17 protein-coding genes are annotated in these 17,622 nt (G+C 33.2%); 16 read left to right on the plus strand and 1 reads right to left on the minus strand.

Annotated features, from left to right (window positions below; all coding sequences use genetic code 11):
* The first annotated feature begins 156 nt into the window (after nucleotides 1–156).
* The gene (locus ACM595_RS11645) at nucleotides 157–1,773 is read left to right on the plus strand and encodes an alpha-glucoside-specific PTS transporter subunit IIBC (RefSeq protein ID WP_037539044.1); all 1,617 of its coding nucleotides are present in this window, start codon (nucleotides 157–159) and stop codon (nucleotides 1,771–1,773) included.
* Between the two features lie 160 nt (nucleotides 1,774–1,933).
* Here the strand turns inward: ACM595_RS11645 and ACM595_RS11650 are convergent, their stop codons facing one another.
* Nucleotides 1,934–2,695, minus strand: coding sequence for a MurR/RpiR family transcriptional regulator (locus ACM595_RS11650; RefSeq protein WP_002484064.1), 762 nt, complete (start codon nucleotides 2,693–2,695; stop codon nucleotides 1,934–1,936).
* A 221-nt stretch (nucleotides 2,696–2,916) separates the two neighbouring features.
* Between ACM595_RS11650 and ACM595_RS11655 the strand changes: the two genes are divergently transcribed.
* The 15 genes from ACM595_RS11655 to ACM595_RS11725 all read left to right on the plus strand — a co-directional run bounded on the left by ACM595_RS11655 (nucleotide 2,917) and on the right by ACM595_RS11725 (nucleotide 17,553).
* Nucleotides 2,917–4,008: a Gfo/Idh/MocA family protein gene (locus ACM595_RS11655; protein WP_002484063.1), complete on the plus strand. Its 1,092-nt coding sequence runs from the start codon at nucleotides 2,917–2,919 to the stop codon at nucleotides 4,006–4,008.
* A gap of 10 nt (nucleotides 4,009–4,018) precedes the next feature.
* Complete coding sequence (locus tag ACM595_RS11660) at nucleotides 4,019–4,735, plus strand: ThuA domain-containing protein (RefSeq protein ID WP_002484062.1); 717 nt, start codon at nucleotides 4,019–4,021, stop codon at nucleotides 4,733–4,735.
* An 18-nt stretch (nucleotides 4,736–4,753) separates the two neighbouring features.
* Nucleotides 4,754–5,800 (plus strand): Gfo/Idh/MocA family protein, encoded by a 1,047-nt coding sequence (locus ACM595_RS11665; protein ID WP_002484061.1) that lies wholly within the window; start codon nucleotides 4,754–4,756, stop codon nucleotides 5,798–5,800.
* A 19-nt stretch (nucleotides 5,801–5,819) separates the two neighbouring features.
* Nucleotides 5,820–6,788: a sugar phosphate isomerase/epimerase family protein gene (locus tag ACM595_RS11670; RefSeq protein WP_002484060.1), complete on the plus strand. Its 969-nt coding sequence runs from the start codon at nucleotides 5,820–5,822 to the stop codon at nucleotides 6,786–6,788.
* A gap of 279 nt (nucleotides 6,789–7,067) precedes the next feature.
* Nucleotides 7,068–7,406, plus strand: coding sequence for a DUF1450 domain-containing protein (locus ACM595_RS11675; RefSeq protein WP_002484059.1), 339 nt, complete (start codon nucleotides 7,068–7,070; stop codon nucleotides 7,404–7,406).
* Nucleotides 7,407–7,806: 400 nt separating this feature from the next.
* On the plus strand, nucleotides 7,807–8,742 hold the full coding sequence (locus tag ACM595_RS11680) for an aldo/keto reductase (RefSeq protein ID WP_041079767.1): 936 nt from the start codon (nucleotides 7,807–7,809) through the stop codon (nucleotides 8,740–8,742).
* Nucleotides 8,743–9,002: 260 nt separating this feature from the next.
* A complete protein-coding gene (locus ACM595_RS11685) occupies nucleotides 9,003–9,545 on the plus strand; it encodes a flavodoxin family protein (RefSeq protein ID WP_115343910.1) in 543 nt (180 codons plus the stop codon).
* Between the two features lie 133 nt (nucleotides 9,546–9,678).
* Nucleotides 9,679–10,158, plus strand: coding sequence for a GNAT family N-acetyltransferase (locus ACM595_RS11690; RefSeq protein ID WP_115343909.1), 480 nt, complete (start codon nucleotides 9,679–9,681; stop codon nucleotides 10,156–10,158).
* 18 nt (nucleotides 10,159–10,176) lie between these two features.
* Nucleotides 10,177–11,496, plus strand: a complete 1,320-nt coding sequence (locus tag ACM595_RS11695) for an HD domain-containing protein (RefSeq protein ID WP_172606394.1) — start codon at nucleotides 10,177–10,179, stop codon at nucleotides 11,494–11,496.
* A gap of 56 nt (nucleotides 11,497–11,552) precedes the next feature.
* Entirely contained in the window at nucleotides 11,553–12,065 is a 513-nt protein-coding gene (locus tag ACM595_RS11700; RefSeq protein ID WP_002484054.1) for a YwhD family protein, read from the plus strand.
* 440 nt (nucleotides 12,066–12,505) lie between these two features.
* Nucleotides 12,506–12,919 carry a DUF1934 domain-containing protein gene (locus tag ACM595_RS11705; RefSeq protein WP_011303752.1) on the plus strand — a complete coding sequence of 138 codons (414 nt, stop codon included), beginning with the start codon at nucleotides 12,506–12,508 and terminating at the stop codon, nucleotides 12,917–12,919.
* A complete protein-coding gene (gene argS, locus ACM595_RS11710) occupies nucleotides 12,920–14,587 on the plus strand; it encodes an arginine--tRNA ligase (protein ID WP_002484052.1) in 1,668 nt (555 codons plus the stop codon).
* A 127-nt stretch (nucleotides 14,588–14,714) separates the two neighbouring features.
* Nucleotides 14,715–15,359 carry an endonuclease III domain-containing protein gene (locus ACM595_RS11715; RefSeq protein ID WP_115343908.1) on the plus strand — a complete coding sequence of 215 codons (645 nt, stop codon included), beginning with the start codon at nucleotides 14,715–14,717 and terminating at the stop codon, nucleotides 15,357–15,359.
* Between the two features lie 183 nt (nucleotides 15,360–15,542).
* Complete coding sequence (locus tag ACM595_RS11720) at nucleotides 15,543–16,427, plus strand: ABC transporter substrate-binding protein (RefSeq protein WP_069821730.1); 885 nt, start codon at nucleotides 15,543–15,545, stop codon at nucleotides 16,425–16,427.
* 175 nt (nucleotides 16,428–16,602) lie between these two features.
* Entirely contained in the window at nucleotides 16,603–17,553 is a 951-nt protein-coding gene (locus ACM595_RS11725) for a FecCD family ABC transporter permease (protein ID WP_419744313.1), read from the plus strand.
* The last annotated feature ends 69 nt before the right edge of the window (nucleotides 17,554–17,622 follow it).

Genomic DNA, 17,622 nt, shown 5'->3' on the forward strand with positions numbered 1-17,622 from the left:
ACGATATTCAGGAAAAATTACCTTTTAATGAAAATAAAATCATTCAAAGGTACATAGTGTCAAAATCCCCTAGTTATATTGATGTTATATAAACTAAAGCATATCATCACCTTAAGAGAACGCTTACATTAACTGCGTGGAAAAAGGGTGATTATTATGAACATTGGACGGAATTTTGGTAATGCTATACGTAGATTTGGCGGGGCAATGATTGTTCCAGTATTATTGTTTCCATTCTTTGGAATCATTATAGGTATAGCTACACTTTTCAAAAATGAAGCCATAATGGGACATCTTGCGGATCCAGAAGGTTTATGGTTTCAAGTATGGTCGCTAGTTGAAAATGGTGGATGGACTGTATTTGAAAATATTGAACTTATTTTTGTCATTGGGTTACCTATTTCATTAGCGAAGAAATCGGCGGGGCATGCGGTCATGTCTTCAGTGGTTACTTATATGATGTTTAATTATTTTATCAATAGCATATTAACAACTTGGGGGCCAGCTTTTGGTGTGGATTTTAAAGGTAGTCCTGACGATGTAACTGGGATAACTGAGTTAGTTGGTATTAAAACATTAGATACTAATATCATTGGTGCATTAATTATTTCTGGTATCGCCATATGGTTACATAATCGGTATTACGATAAGAAGTTACCTGAATCTTTAGGTATATTTCAAGGTTCTCCATTTGTGGTAATGCTTGCGTTCTTTAGCATGATTCCTTTGGCTTTTCTAACAAGTTGGGGATGGCCAATAGTTCAAGGATGGATCGCATCGTTACAAGTATTTCTTGCTTCATCTAGCTATGTTGGGGTTTGGCTCTTTCATTTCTTAGAAAGAATACTAATTCCAACAGGATTACATCATTTTATTTATACGCCATTTGAATATGGACCTGCAGTTGTGAATGGTGGCATTAAATCATATTGGATTTCGCACCTTACTGAATATTCAGAGACCAAGAAATCATTGAAAGACATCTTCCCTGGCGGCGGATTTTTATTACAAGGGAATACTAAAATATTTGGATCAATAGGTATAGCACTTGCAATATATTCCACTGCCAAACCTCATAAAAAGAAAGAAGTCGGTGCGTTATTATTAGCAGCTACATTGACGGCAGTATTTGCTGGTATTACAGAACCATTAGAATTTACCTTTATTTTTATTGCACCTTTCTTATTTTTAATACATGCCATACTAGGGGCAACAATGGTTACGACTATGCATGCATTTGGATTAGTTGGTAACTTAGGAGGCGGTTTTATTGAAATTGCAGCAACAAATTGGATTCCATTATTTGGTTCACATTGGGGGACATATGTAGCGCAATTTATCATTGGTATCATTTTTATCTTTATTTACTATTATTTATTTAGATTTATCATATTGAAGTTTGATATACCGATGCCAGGTAGAGAAAAAGACGACAATCAAGATACTAAATTATATACGAAAAAAGATTATCGTGAAAATAAAAATCAAAGCAACGTCTCTAATAGTTCTAACGAATATCAAAGAAAAGCTGAAGTATATATTGAAGGTTTAGGTGGCACAGAAAATATAGTGGATGTTACCAATTGTGCAACGCGATTACGTGTAACAGTGGCAAACCCTGAACAAGTAGCGGCAGATGATTACTTTAAATCAAATGGAGGCGCACATGGATTAGTGAAGAGTGGTAAAAACGTTCAGGTCATTGTTGGACTTTCAGTTCCTCAAATAAGAGAGGAAGTAGAGCAACTACTTAATAAAACTGCTAAACACTAAAGTGTACATGTTAGTGGAAGTGAGAAAAGAAATATCAACTTGATCAATTTCTTTTCTTACACTTTATTGAAATGAAGCATGGCACCTTGAGTGAAAGTAGCCTATATTATTTAGAAAAACACATATGCATCTATAATGTTTTCTAGACTTAGATGAATTATTACAGGAATGAGTTATTATTGATTTTATAGTTATGGTACGTTCTAGCTATAAAATCAAATACAACATAGTAAGGTGTAAAACTATAGTATGTTGTAGTATTAAAAAATTGAATAGGTGCACTATTAACATATACATTAAACGCAGCATTTTTAGCGATATAGTTATCATGCAAAGTCGTAATAGATACGTAATGCAATTCACGAGATTTAATGAGTTGTATGGGATCAATTAAATTCTTGGTTTCTCCTGATAATGAGATGATAAACAGTAAATCATCAGCAGACATTTGATCTATGGCTAAACGCAATTCGGTTTCATCATTTATAACGATTGCTCTTTTTGAAATAGATAACATATGTCGTTGCGCTTCACGTGCAACATTTTGCTGTGCCATACCAGTACCAAATATATAGATAAATGGAGCAGTTTCGATTAATTGATTAAGCGTGTGATAGTCAAACATTTCAAGATGTTCTACGGTTCTTCTCACATCTTCAATAATTGGATCGGCGCTTGCAAGTTGAGGTGATTCATTATTTGAATCCATTTTTATATAAAATTTAAAATTACTATAACCTTCAAATCCCATTTTTTTAACAAGTCTATGGATAGTGGAGATGGAAGTATGGGTCAGTTTACTTAAATCATGAATTTTCATATTTGAAATTTGATCAATATTTTGTCTAATAACATTGATAATATGTAAATCATTTTCTGTTAGTTGTTCAAAGTGTTTATTAATAAGATGATCTAGAACCATATAAAAAGATGCCACCTATTCATTGGAAAAATTTCCGAATTTTGAAAATATATTCTAATGTTAATATATAAATTCTAAATATGTCAAATTTATTGGTGTTTTTACTTATTTAATTTACTATTAACTTAATTTAGATTTAAATTATTAAAAGTATATTTTTTTTGCTATTTGTAAGCGTTTACTTCAAAGAAATTGATTAATGTTATATAGGAGATGAGACGATGACAATAAAAGTTGGTGTTATTGGTTGTGGCGGTATAGCTAATGGAAAGCATTTACCAAGTTTAGAAAAAATCACTGAAGTAGAGATGGTTGCTTTTTGCGATATTGACATTGCTAAAGCATATAAGGCTGCAGAAAACTATGGTAGCAATAATGCAAAGGCATATGAAGATTATAAAGCATTATTAAAAGACAGCAATATAGAAGTGATACATGTTTGTACTCCGAATAATACACATCAAGAAATTACAGTTGCAGCATTAGATGAAGGTAAACACGTAATGTGTGAAAAACCTATGGCAAAAACTTCTATTGAAGCGCAGGCAATGATTGATGCGTCAGTCCGTAATAATAAAAAATTGACAATAGGTTATCAAAATAGATTTCGAGCAGACAGTCAGTATTTGCATAAAGTAACACAACGTGGAGATTTAGGAGAAATTTACTTCAGTAAAGCTCATGCTATTCGCAGACGCGCAGTTCCAACGTGGGGTGTTTTTCTAGATGAAGAAAAGCAAGGTGGTGGCCCCCTAATTGATATCGGGACACATGCATTAGATTTAACGTTATGGATGATGGATAATTATGAACCTGAATCGGTGATGGGCTCAACATTCCATAAATTAGGGAATCATGCGAATGCAGCAAATGCATGGGGACCATGGGATCCAAGTAAATTTACTGTGGAGGACTCTGCATTTGGATTTATCAAAATGAAAAATGGTGCCACGATTATATTAGAAACGAGTTGGGCGCTTAATTCCTTAGAAGTTGATGAAGCTAAATGTTCTTTATCAGGTACAGATGGTGGAGCAGATATGAAAAATGGTCTACGTATTCATGGTGAAGATTTAGAAACGTTGTATACATCTGAAATTGAATTAGAAAATACAGGGGTAGATTTTTATGAAGGTGAAACAATAGACGAAGCAGAGGAAGAAGCACGTGCTTGGATAAATAATATCATTCACGATACAGAACCCATAGTTAAACCACATGAGGCTTTCGTTGTCACTCAAATTTTAGAAGCTATATATGAATCAGCGAAAACAGGTAAAGCTGTATATTTAAACGATAAATCAAATGAATAGGAGACATTTTATGAATATTACAATTTGGAATGAATATCGACATGAGAAAGAAAATGAAACAGTAAAAGCAGTTTATCCCGAAGGTATACATCATGCGCTCGCATCGTTTTTGAATGTTGAGCATAACGTAACTACAGCAACATTAGATGAACCACAACATGGTTTGACTGACGAAGTATTATCGCAGACAGATGTACTTGTTTGGTGGGGGCATAAGGCACATGATGAAGTAGAGGATTTAATAGTAGAGAAGGTGAAGCAGCGTGTATTAGACGGCATGGGGCTTGTAGTCTTACATTCTGGACATTTTTCAAAAATTTTCAAATCCTTAATGGGTACGTCGTGTGATTTAAAATGGAGGGAGGCAGATGAAAAAGAACGTTTGTGGGTTGTTGATCCAACACATCCCATCACAAGAGGCATAGAATCACATTTTGAACTAGAAAAAGAAGAAATGTATGGAGAACATTTTGATATTCCAACGCCAGATGAAACAGTATTTATAAGTTGGTTTGAGGGCGGAGAAGTATTTAGAAGTGGTGTAACGTTTAAAAGAGGTAATGGCAAAATATTTTATTTCAGGCCGGGACACGAAAGCTACCCAACATATTACAATACGAATGTCCAACAAGTTATAAAAAATGGCATAGTATGGGCTTACAGTAGTGGGACACCTAAACATGAGTATGGTAATGCGATACCGTTAGAGAAAATATCAGAAAAATAATTCTGGGGGCATCTTGTTATGGAAAAATTAAAGATAGGTATTATTGGGTGTGGTGGTATTGCACGTAATAGGCATATACCAGCTTTTCAACAATTAAATCATTTGGCTGATGTTGTAGCAGTTCAAGATATTAATTTTGAATTAGCTAAAAGCGTTGCTCAAAGTCATCAAATTCAAAATGTGTATGAAACTTATCACGCTATATTTGAACATGTAGACGCTGTCGCTGTATGTACACCTAATAAATATCATGCAGAAATTAGCATTGCTGCTTTAGAAGCTGGTGTACATGTATTTTGTGAAAAGCCAATGGCTATGAATCCATCAGAATGTGAAAAAATGATAAATACTGCAGAAAAAGTCAATAAAACACTTGCTATAGGCTATCATTATCGCTTTACAGATGCTGCAATCAATGCCAAAAATGCTGTTGATAAGGGTGTTTTAGGCGATCCATTAGTAACACGTGTACAAGCAATGCGTAGACGTAAAGTACCCGGATGGGGTGTTTTTACAAACAAAGCACTACAAGGTGGAGGTAGTTTAATTGATTATGGATGTCATATGCTTGATTTATCACTTTGGCTATTAAACGATATCGCACCAGTAGAAGTGATTGGAAAAACATACAATCGACTTAGTAAAATACCCAATCAAATAAATGATTGGGGCGCATTTGATAATGAATCATTTGATGTAGACGATCACGTGACAAGTTATATTACTTTTAATGATGGCTCAACGCTTTTATTTGAATGTTCTTGGTCAGCCAATATTAAAGAAGATATGAGACATTTAAGCATTTCTGGTGTAGATGGTGGCTTAAATCTATATCCTTTTGAAATTTATCAACCCAGACTAGGCACTTATTTTATTGAACAAGCACAAGCAGAACATGATGAAGAAATAGCTGCACAACGACAAGCAAAGAATTTTGTGGATAGTTGCCTTGGTTATGAGTCTCTTGTTGTTCAACCAATGCAAGCGATGCAAATCAATATACTGATAGACGCGATTTATCAAAGTAGCAAAATTGGACAAAGTGTTCGACTGGCAAAGGTATAACTTTTATGGAGGTTTTTTTATGAAAATTGGTGTGTTTTCCGTGTTATTTCAAGACAAAGAATTTGAAGAAATGTTAGATTACGTAGCAAAATCAGGTGTGAAAATGCTTGAAATAGGGACAGGAGGCAATCCAGGAGACCAGTTTTGTGCATTAGATGACCTACTAAATGATGAATTTCAAAGAAAATCATTTATTGAAGCGATTCAGCAGCGTGGATTAGAAATTAGTGCATTGAGTTGTCACAATAACCCTATTTCGCCAGATCAAAGAGAAGCTCAAGAAGCGCATGATACTTTATACAAAACGATAAAATTAGCGTCGCTGTTAAACGTACCAGTGGTAAATACGTTTTCGGGAGTGGCTGGTTCGGATGACTCAGCAAAGTATCCTAATTGGCCTGTTACACCATGGCCAACAGTGTACACTAATATTCTAGAATGGCAATGGGATGAAAAACTTGTCCCTTTCTGGAAAAATGTTGCTGACTATGCAAAGTCACTCGATATAAAAATTGGTATAGAACTTCATGCTGGTTTTTTAGTTCATACACCGCATACACTATTAAAATTAAGAGCGGCAACCAATGATGCTATTGGTGCGAATTTAGATCCAAGTCATCTGTGGTGGCAAGGTATTGATCCAATAGCTGCAATAAAAATATTGGGAAAAGAAAATGCAATTCATCATTTTCATGCAAAGGACACATATATTGACCAAGAGAATGTGAATATGTACGGTTTAACGGATATGCAGCCATATGGCAATATACAAACGAGAGCCTGGACATTTCGAACAGTAGGATATGGTCATAATATTCAAGAATGGGGAGACATGATTAGTGCATTAAGAATAAATGGTTATGATTATGTGGTGAGCATTGAACATGAGGATCCAATTATGTCAATTGAAGAAGGATTTAATAAAGCAGTGAATAATTTGAAATCGGTTAATATTGAAAATCATGCACCAGATTTATGGTGGACGTAAATTCTATCAATAGTTATATTAAGTATAAAGGGACAAGTTAGTATCGTCATTTACATTGTGATGATACTAACTTGTCCCTTTGAATGTTGATATTAAAAGAATATAAACTTGAAATTTTAATAAAATAGAGTAAAATAATTAGAGTTGTAAAATCTAAAATACATATTAAGTAAGGCATCATAAACCTTATGATGATACATATAAATGAATGTTTACATTGTGAAATGATATTTAAGCTGTTTTGATAAACTGTAAACCATAAGAAAGGAATGGGTGTAGTTGCAAAATAAATTTTTAATTTGTGATGATTGCCAAGGGGTAAACTGTAAGTCATTAGAAAAAAAGTTAACGAAATTAGATCCTGAAGCTGAAATAGAAATTGGCTGTCAGTCGTATTGTGGACCGGGTCGCCGAAAAACGTTTGCTTTTGTTAATAATCGTCCACTCGCTGCACTCACAGAAGATGAACTTATGGAAAAAGTGGAAAAACAATTACAGAAACCGAGAGACCCTGAAGAAGAAGAACGATTAAGAAAACGTAATGAAGAACGTAAACGTCGTAAAGAAGAACAAGATAGAAAATTAAAAGAAAAGTTAGCGCAAAGAAAACATAAATAATAGCTGGGAAGGCTTTAATAAAATAAAGTACGAAAATAAAATGAATACTATATAGTTCAAAAGCCGGACGTGGATGGGATTACGAAATCAACCAATTATATTTGATGCCGTAATCCCATTTTTTCAATATACGCTTTTAAAAAACATAATAGGTATGAAAATTTGATGTCGTAATCAAGCAAATATGTTTAGTTTTATAGCGTAATCATGCTAAATTTTAAATAGATATCATATTAGATAATATCTATTACTTACGTTTTTATTTTAAATATAAAGAAAGAGGGTAGAGTATAACTACTTGTAAAAATAACAGTGATATATGGTTAAATCAATTGCTGTGGATAGCACATACATCGCTATGTGTAAAATATAAGAGAATTATAGAAGGAGTTGGGCTAGATTGACTAAGAAAACAAAGATTGGTAAGTCAAATGTTGAAGTAACACCTATCGCATTAGGTGCAAATGCAGTAGGCGGACATAATTTCTATAATGATTTAGATGAAGAACAAGGTAAAGAAACTGTACGTACCGCAGTGAGAAATGGTATAACGTTGATAGATACAGCTTATATTTATGGACCAGAGCGTTCAGAAGAACTCGTTGGTGAAGCGGTCAAAGAATTTGGTAGAGATGATTTTGCAATTGCTACTAAAGGCGCACACTATTTTGATGATGATGGTAATGTAAAATATTCAAATGATCCTCAATTTTTAAAAGATCAGGTTGAGCAAAGTTTAAAACGTCTGCAGTTGGACTATATTGATTTATATTATATACATTTCCCGGATGAGGACACGCCTAAGAATGAAGCTGTCGCAGCATTAAAAGAGCTCAAAGATGAAGGTAAGATCAAAGCGATTGGGGTGTCCAATTTCAATTTAGAACAATTAAAAGAAGCGAATAAAGATGGCTTGGTAGATGTTGTACAAATGGAATATAATTTATTAAATCGTGAAAATGAGCATATTTTTGAATATACTTCAGAACACGACATCACGTTTATTCCATATTTCCCACTCGTTTCTGGTTTATTAGCAGGTAAATATAATGAAAATTCGACATTTGATGATATTCGTGCTAAAAATCCAGAATTCCAAGGTGAAAAATTCAAAGAAAATTTAGAGAAAATTGATCAACTACGTGATATTGCTGATAACCACAGAGTGGATGTTGCACACATTGTGTTGGCATTTTATTTAACAAAATCGTCATTAGATATTGTTATTCCAGGTGCTAAGCGTCCAAATCAGGTCGTTGATAATTTAACAACTTTAGATGTTGAATTAACTGAAGAAGAGATTGAAAAAATCGAAAAATTATTTCCTATAAAATAAAAAAATAAAAGTAGGTGAACATGTATTATGTTTATCTACTTTTTATATTTATAAAGATCTTTTTAAAAATATACATTTATAGTAGGGGTTATAAGTTCAATTTTTGAGCAAATAATTTAATTTATTATTCTATTTTAAGTAAACTGTTTAGTAATTGTACTTTTTAGTGTAGAATTATTAATTAAGTTTAATGATTTTATGGAAATGTATATTTATAATTTTTGAAGGGAATATAAAATGAGTAGTAGAAGGAGATTATTATGATCACAGTTTTATTTGGAGGCAGTCGACCAGAAGGGAATACTGCACGTTTAACTAAGATGGCCATAGCTGGATACGACTACGAATGGATAGACTTAACGCAATATCAATTAAATCCGGTTAGAGACTATAGACACGTAGACAAAAGCATAGATTCATATGCGGATGACTATAAGACGATTATAGATAAAGTATTAGCAAGTGACACAGTTATAATTGCTTCGCCAGTTTATTGGTATAGTTTATCGGCATCAATGAAGGCATTTTTTGATCATTGGTCTGAAACTTTATTGGATTTAAATTATAAAGACTTTAAAGATAAGATGTCTAAGAAAGATTTTAGACTTATTATCGTTGGTGGCGATTGTCCTAAAGTCAAAGCCAAACCATGCATCACACAAGTTAAATATAGTTTAGAGTTTCTAGGTGCGAGTCTAGGGGGCTATATTATTGGTACAGCTGAAAGACCGGGAGATATTGAAAAAGATGTTTATGCACTGTCACGTGCAAAAGAATGGCAACTAACACTTGGGAAGAACTAAATATAACATAGATAGTTTGGGTGAATTATAATATTGCCCAAGCTATTTTTATATAAATAGCTAAAGTATTTTGAATACTAAAATTATGATATAATGTAGCTATTATGACCTATCTAAATAGGGGGAGAACAACATGCATAAAATTAGAAAAGCAACACCGCAAGATGTTGTAGGCATCAGAGATGTAGCAACAAAAGCTTGGTATAATACGTACATGAATATTTATGCGGCTAAAACTGTAAATGAGTTATTGGCTGCTTCATATAATGAACAACATTTATTAAAACGATTGGAAGATCAATTGTTTTTAGTCGTAGAAGAAGATGAAAATATTATTGGTTTTGCGAATTTTATTTATGGTTCTGAATTATTTTTATCAGCACATTATGTAAGTCCATTGTGGCAACATCATGGCTATGGTTCTGAATTATTAACTGAAGGTTTAAGTTATTTCAACGATGAATATAAAGAAGTCTTCTTAGAAGTCGATAATAAGAATGATGAAGCTGTTTCGTTTTATGAGCAAAAAGGCTTTGAAAAATTACGTTCATATACGCATGTTATGTATGGTGAAGCCATGGATTTAGCGTTAATGCGTAAGATAATAAATTAGTCTGCATAAGTATAGGATATGGATAGGAGGACTACATTGACATTTACAACATATGCTACACAAAAATTACCAGAAGAAAAAGTGTTTAAAGATCCAATTCATAGGTATATCCATGTCAGAGATCAAGTGATTTGGGATTTGATTAAGACGAAAGAATTTCAAAGACTAAGACGTATAAAGCAATTAGGCACATTATATCTTTCATTCCATACGGCAGAACATAGTAGATTTGGCCACTCGTTGGGTGTATATGAAATTGTACGTAGGTTAATTGATGATTCATTTAATGGAAGAGAAGCATGGAATAACGAAGATCGCCCGTTAGCCTTATGTGCAGCATTATTACATGATTTAGGACATGGGCCTTTTTCTCATAGTTTCGAAAAGATATTTAACACGGATCATGAAGCATTTACACAGGCAATTATTACGGGTCCGACGGAAGTTAACGAAGTATTAAGTCGTGTTTCGGATGATTTTCCACAACAAGTTGCAGATGTTATTAATAAAACACACGATAACAAATTAGTCATCTCCATGATATCTTCACAAATTGATGCTGATAGAATGGATTATTTACAAAGAGATGCTTATTTTACCGGTGTATCATACGGAGAATTTGATATGGAACGTATCTTGAGATTGATGCGTCCATCTAAAGATGAAGTGTTGATTAAAGAAAGTGGTATGCACGCAGTAGAGAACTTTATCATGAGTCGCTATCAAATGTATTGGCAAATTTATTTTCACCCAGTCAGTAGAGGAGGAGAAGTGTTATTAAATAATTGTTTGAAACGTGCGAAATACTTGTACAATGAAGGCTATACTTTTAAAATGTATCCAACAGATTTCGTACCATTTTTCGAAGAATCCATGACAATTGAACAATATGTAGATTTAGATGAAGCGGTTGTCTTATATTACTTAAAGGCATGGGTGAAAGAAGAAGATCCCATCTTGAGTGATTTATCACGACGTTTTATCAATCGAGATTTATTAAAATATATGCCTTTTGATGGTTCGATTATAACAATCTCAGAATTAACTGATTTGTTTATTCAAGCAGATATAGATCCGAATTATTATTTTGTCAGTGAGTCCTTCTCAGATTTACCATATGATTATGATAGACCTGGATCAAATAGACAGCCGATTCATTTACTAAAACGTAATGGAAAAATTCGTGAAATTAGTAGTCAATCATTGGTTATCCATAGTATTACAGGAATTAATCGAGAAGATTATAAATTATATTATCCAAAAGAACTCATTGCGGATATTGAAGATGATCATGTAAAAAATGCAATTAATAGTATATTAGATGAATTGAATTCATAATATGATAACAGGTAAAATGAAATAAATGACTTAGATAATTTGGGAGGTGCACGTGAGTGGCTGGAAATAAAGGATTTAAATTTAACATTATTAAGAATGACCCACTTGATGGGCACAAAGGTACAAATATAGGTTCTATCAGTTTGGATAATGTGGCACCTGTCTTTATTGATGTTCAAAATAAAGAAGCCTTTATTGATATTGGTGGTATGCACGCACGTTCAAGTGTAGAAAAAGGTGTTAAATGGATTAAAGAGAAAGAAGTTGTAGAAGGTGACGAAGCCAAGGCATATTGGTTATGTTGGGTTACGACTGAAAGAGGCGAAAATGGACCTTACTATGCTGGCGTGACAGGATGTTATTTATTAGTGAATAAGAGCATTCGCAGAGGGTACAAAAGCATGCCTGAACATGTTAATATGATGGATAAATCAATGAAACATCAAATCGATATAGATCATATTGGTGAGGACAATAAAGCAGTTTTGAAAGATTTTCTACAAACACATGATTTAGCTATGTGGAATAATTCAGATAAAGCATTACATGAAGCATTAGCAAGTAAATAATAGGTATAGGGATGTAGGACAGAAAGTGAATTTTAAATAATCTTTCATAGCCCTACGTATCCTATTAAGACACAGATGCTTGATACCATATTTTCCCTAATTAAAGGGCATGTATAAGGACTACTAAAATTTTGAGTGGATTACATGTGCAAATGCTCATGCATAAGAACTACTAGAATGGTTAAGGATTACGTGCGCTAAAACGAATGCATAAGAACTACTCATTCACATAAAATGTGAAAGTAGTTCTGAAAAACAGCTTTAAAGAGGTTTAGACTATCAAAGTCGGAACCTCTTTTTTAATGTCATGCGTTATTACAGATAATTGGATTTTAGCTATGTAGCATAACATCCTTAAAAACGATTTACCAACTGTATAGCGACTATCAAGTATGCTATAATGGTTTGTATTATTTTAAAAGATTAGGGTGAAACGTACATTGGAAAACAATGTTAATATCCAAACGAAACAAGTTGTTAAACAATTTGATAATAAAGAGAAATTTACAGCAAATACGCAAGGGCATTGGCAAAAACGTAATGCAGAATTTATACGTTATCAAGAAGAAATTGATGGTGTTGCTGTCAATGTAACTGTTAAAATTGAAGAAACAGGTGTGAAAATCATTCGTAAGGGTGAAATTAAAATGAACCTCCATTTTGTAGAAGGTGAAGATACGATTACTTTGTATGAAATTACTGGAGGACGTATACCTTTAACTGTGCGAACACATTCTATTTTGCATTTTGTAACGGAACATGGTGGTAAATTAAAAGTGCATTATGATTTAATACAAGATGATGAAAAAATGGGATCTTACCAATATGAAATTACTTATAAGGAGCAGTCTTAAATGAATATAATTGATCAAGTGAAACAAACGTTGATTGAAGAAATTAACCACAGTATTCAAAAAGCAGCGTTAGCTGAGGCAAGTGATATACCAGATATTAAAATAGAAATACCTAAAGACGATGCAAATGGTGATTATTCTACAAACATCGCGATGGTATTGACGAAAATAGCAAAGCGTAATCCTCGTGAAATTGCGCAAGCGATTGTCGATCATTTAGATACGACAGCTGCTAATGTTGAAAAAGTTCAGATTGCAGGACCTGGATTTATTAATTTCTACTTAGATAATGCTTATTTAACTGAAATTATCTCAGAGGCTATAGATAAAGATGAAAAATTTGGTAGCACTGCCGAACAAAATGGCAAAAATATATTATTAGAATATGTGTCAGCTAACCCAACTGGAGATCTACATATTGGCCACGCACGTAACGCTGCTGTAGGTGATACACTTGCTAATATTTTAACTGCGGCTGGTTATCATGTAACTAGAGAATATTATGTGAATGATGCGGGTAATCAAATTACGAATTTAGCGCGTTCAATAGAAGCACGTTATTTTGAAGCGCTTGGAGATGATTCATTTGAAATGCCTGAGGGTGGCTATCATGGTAAAGACATCATTAATATTGGTAAAGATTTAGCCGAAAAACAACCTGAACTTAAAGATTTGTCAGAAGATGAACGTATTAAGACATTTAGAAAATTAGGCGTAGATTATGAAATGGAAAAATTAAGAACAGATTTATCTGATTTTAATACGCATTTTGATAATTGGTTTAGTGAAACGTCTTTATACGAAAAAGGTGAAATTACAGAAGTATTAAACAAAATGTCTGAGCTTGGCTACACATATGAACAAGATGGTGCAACGTGGTTGCGTACGACGGACTTTAAAGATGACAAAGACAGAGTGTTAATTAAAAATGATGGCAATTATACGTATTTCTTACCAGACATTGCATATCATTTTGATAAAATCAAACGTGGTAACGATACGTTAATTAATTTATTTGGCGCGGATCATCATGGGTATATCAATCGTCTTAAGGCTTCATTAGAAACGTTTGGTGTTGAAAGTGACCGTCTTGAAATACAAATCATGCAAATGGTGCGTTTAATGCAAGATGGACAAGAAGTTAAGATGAGCAAACGTACTGGAAATGCAATCACGTTACGAGAAATTATGGATGAAGTTGGCGTAGACGCAGCACGTTATTTCCTCACAATGCGTAGCCCTGACACACACTTTGATTTCGATATGGAACTTGCGAAACAAGAATCACAAGATAATCCAGTTTACTATGCACAATATGCACATGCGCGTATTTGTTCTATATTGAAACAAGCTGCTGAAAGAGGTATTACACCATCTAAAGATGCGGATTATACCTTGATTACAAATGATAAAGCGATTGATTTATTGAAGAAAGTTGCTGAATTTGAAACAACAATTCAAAGTGCGGCTGCCAATAGAGCACCACATAGAATTACAAATTATATTCAAGATTTAGCATCACACTTCCATAAATTTTATAATGCTGAAAAAGTATTAACAGATGATGTTGAAAAAACAAAAGCATTGATTGCACTTATAGATGCAGTAAGAATAACGTTACGTAATGCGCTAAGTTTAGTGGGCGTAAATGCACCAGAAACAATGTAATCGGAAAGTGTAATGATTGGGAGCTAGTATCAGATTTATCATGGATGAAGATAGGATGTTTCATCCATGATAAATCTTACTAGCTCTTTTTGTTAGTGAAAATAAGCGTGCAAATGAGGTGTGTAAAATGACATTGGATACAGAGAGTTTATATCGCATTTTATATAAACATATGGGGCCACAAGGTTGGTGGCCTGCAGATTCGAAAATAGAAATCATTTTGGGAGCGATTTTAGTTCAAAATACGAATTGGCGAAATGCAGCCTATGCCATTGATTCATTAAAACAAGCTACTCTATTGGATCCACACCATATCTTGAATTTAGAATTAGAAGATCTACAAATATTAATTAAGTCGAGTGGATTTTATAAAAATAAAGCGAAAACCATACTGGCATTACTAAGTTGGTTGCATCAATACGATTTTGACTATAAAGCCATTTCTGATAAATATCATTCTAATCTTAGAGACCAGCTGTTGCATATAAAAGGTGTTGGAAGTGAAACAGCCGATGTACTCATCGTTTATGTATTTGAAGGTATCGAATATATACCTGACAGTTATACAAGAAGAATTTATCGTTTACTCGGATATGAACATACAGAACAATATGACAAATTGAAACGCAACGTATCATTACCTGAAACCTTTACGAACCAAGATGCAAATGAATTTCATGCTTTATTGGATAATTTTGGAAAAAATTATTTTAACGGCAATGCCTCACATCAATATACATTTTTAGATGAATACTTTGAATACAATGACTAAAATGATATAGAAATTAGACTCTAATCAGTATTAATTAAGGGTTATCATCAATCAAATAATAGAAAGTTTATATATATGTGTAGCTTAAAAAATTAAATTAAATAGTTATTTTTAAAAATAATAGTAAAAAACGCATGAAAATTTGATATGATTAAAGCAAATCATAAACTAGGAGATTATATCATGAAAAAGCAATTTAAAGTCATTTATCTTTTTATTATTTTAGCTGTTATATTGGCTGCATGTAGTACCAATTCTGACAAATCCACTAAAAACGAGCAGTCAGAAAAATCATATGACAGAATTATTTCTCTTATTCCTAGTAATACGGAAATATTGTATGAATTGGGTCTAGGAGATAAAGTGGTCGGTGTATCAACTGTAGATGACTATCCGAAAGAGGTAAAAGATAAAAAACAGTTTGATGCTATGAAATTAAATAAAGAGGCGTTATTAAAGGCTAAACCTGATTTAATACTTGCACATGAATCTCAGAAATCAACAGATGGTAAAGTACTGAATGGATTGAAAGACAGTGGTGTTAAAGTGGTCTATGTTAAAGATGCACAATCTATTGATGAGATGTATGAAACTTTTAAGCAGGTCGGTAAAGTGACAGGTAAAGAAAAAGAAGCCAATGCGTTAGTGAAAGAGACTAAAAATAATATTAAAAAAGTTGTGAATTCAGTGCCAAAAGACGCAAAATCTCAAAAGGTTTTTATGGAAGTATCTTCAGAACCTGAGATTTATACGGCAGGAAAAAATACATTTTTTGATGATATGTTGAAGCAACTGAAAGCTAAAAATAGCTTTTCAAATCTAGATGGTTGGCAAAAAGTTAGCAAAGAATCAATTATTAAGAAAAATCCAGATGTGATGATTTCAACGATGGGTATTTCAGAAAAAGATTATCAACAAATTATCGACAAGAGAGGCGGATTTGAATCATTAAATGCTGTGCAAAAAGGTAGAATTGAAGCGGTGAATGGTGATCAAATTTCTCGACCAGGACCTCGTATTGATGATGGTCTCAAAGCTTTAAGAGATGCAATTTATAATGAAAAATAGTCAGTGTAGTGAGTTCTAATTAAAAAGATTATTTAAGTAACACCCTGAAGTTTGTTTGTGCATACTTTTCAGGGTGTTTTTTCTGTTTACTAATTTATAATAAATGGGATAGTGTTCGATGTGTTCAGATGGTATTGTAGGAGAGTGAAGATTTATTTGAAAGTGTGGCAAAAACATGAAGTATACTAAAACGATGTGTTTATGGATCGTGTTCATTATCATTAGTTTATTGTTGAGCTTATTTTGGGGTTTGGGTGATATAAGTGATACGCTATCACAAACAATATTATATCAAGTAAGAATTCCACGTACTTTACAAGCCTTGTTAGCCGGTGTTGGTTTAACACTTGCTGGACATATGTTTCAAACATTGTTGAACAACCCGCTTGCAGATAGTTTTACATTAGGATTGGCAAGTGGTGCTACATTTGGATCTGGGCTAGCTGTCGTTATAGGTGTTTCATTTATTTGGTTACCTATATTTTCAGTGTTATTTAGCATAATGACTTTAATACTGGTTATTGCACTAACTAGTGTAATGTCTAGAGGGTATCCGGTTAGAACACTAATCTTGGCTGGCATAATGATTGGTGCATTATTTAATGCATTTTTATATGTGCTCATTATTTTTAATCAAGAAAAAATGAACAATATCGTTAATTATATGTTTGGTGGCTTCTCATCTGCAGAATATAACGAAGTGATTTATATCGGTATTGTATTATCCATAGGTATGATAATTTTATTGAGCTTGGTGTCAAAAATTAAAATATTACAGCTTGGTGATTTACGAGCTCAGTCATTGGGGCTTAATGTGCGTAGTGTAACGTATAGTGTCTTGTTAATCGCCTCCATCATAACTGCCGTCATTGTTGCATATGTAGGTGTTATTGGATTTATTGGGATGGTTATTCCACAACTCGTACGAAGAAGTCGCGCACATTATAATTTAAGACAACAAATGTTATTGAATATTGTGATTGGTGGTACAATTATGGTACTTTCAGATTGGTTAGGTAGTGTCGTATTAGACCCTTTCCAAGTACCAGCCAGTATTATACTCGCATTGTTGGGGATTCCCGTATTGTTTTACATTATGGCGACACAACCGCGAATGCAAGAATAGTCATTTTAAGGTAAAATAAATAAATCAGATTGCAGTAAATACAGGGAATAATATCATTTTAATAGAGTG

The organism is Staphylococcus sp. LKG3-1, from assembly GCF_048568385.1.
Taxonomy (GTDB): domain Bacteria; phylum Bacillota; class Bacilli; order Staphylococcales; family Staphylococcaceae; genus Staphylococcus; species Staphylococcus saprophyticus.

Excerpts from the sequence above, each read along its gene's own strand:
- ACM595_RS11645 (WP_037539044.1), top strand. The coding sequence starts at position 157 with ATGAACATTGGACGGAATTTTGGTAATGCTATACGTAGATTTGGCGGG.
- ACM595_RS11650 (WP_002484064.1), bottom strand. The coding sequence starts at position 2,695 with ATGGTTCTAGATCATCTTATTAATAAACACTTTGAACAACTAACAGAA.
- ACM595_RS11655 (WP_002484063.1), top strand. The coding sequence starts at position 2,917 with ATGACAATAAAAGTTGGTGTTATTGGTTGTGGCGGTATAGCTAATGGA.
- ACM595_RS11660 (WP_002484062.1), top strand. The coding sequence starts at position 4,019 with ATGAATATTACAATTTGGAATGAATATCGACATGAGAAAGAAAATGAA.
- ACM595_RS11665 (WP_002484061.1), top strand. The coding sequence starts at position 4,754 with ATGGAAAAATTAAAGATAGGTATTATTGGGTGTGGTGGTATTGCACGT.
- ACM595_RS11670 (WP_002484060.1), top strand. The coding sequence starts at position 5,820 with ATGAAAATTGGTGTGTTTTCCGTGTTATTTCAAGACAAAGAATTTGAA.
- ACM595_RS11685 (WP_115343910.1), top strand. The coding sequence starts at position 9,003 with ATGATCACAGTTTTATTTGGAGGCAGTCGACCAGAAGGGAATACTGCA.
- ACM595_RS11690 (WP_115343909.1), top strand. The coding sequence starts at position 9,679 with ATGCATAAAATTAGAAAAGCAACACCGCAAGATGTTGTAGGCATCAGA.
- ACM595_RS11695 (WP_172606394.1), top strand. The coding sequence starts at position 10,177 with ATGGATAGGAGGACTACATTGACATTTACAACATATGCTACACAAAAA.
- argS (WP_002484052.1), top strand. The coding sequence starts at position 12,920 with ATGAATATAATTGATCAAGTGAAACAAACGTTGATTGAAGAAATTAAC.
- ACM595_RS11715 (WP_115343908.1), top strand. The coding sequence starts at position 14,715 with ATGACATTGGATACAGAGAGTTTATATCGCATTTTATATAAACATATG.
- ACM595_RS11720 (WP_069821730.1), top strand. The coding sequence starts at position 15,543 with ATGAAAAAGCAATTTAAAGTCATTTATCTTTTTATTATTTTAGCTGTT.
- ACM595_RS11725 (WP_419744313.1), top strand. The coding sequence starts at position 16,603 with ATGAAGTATACTAAAACGATGTGTTTATGGATCGTGTTCATTATCATT.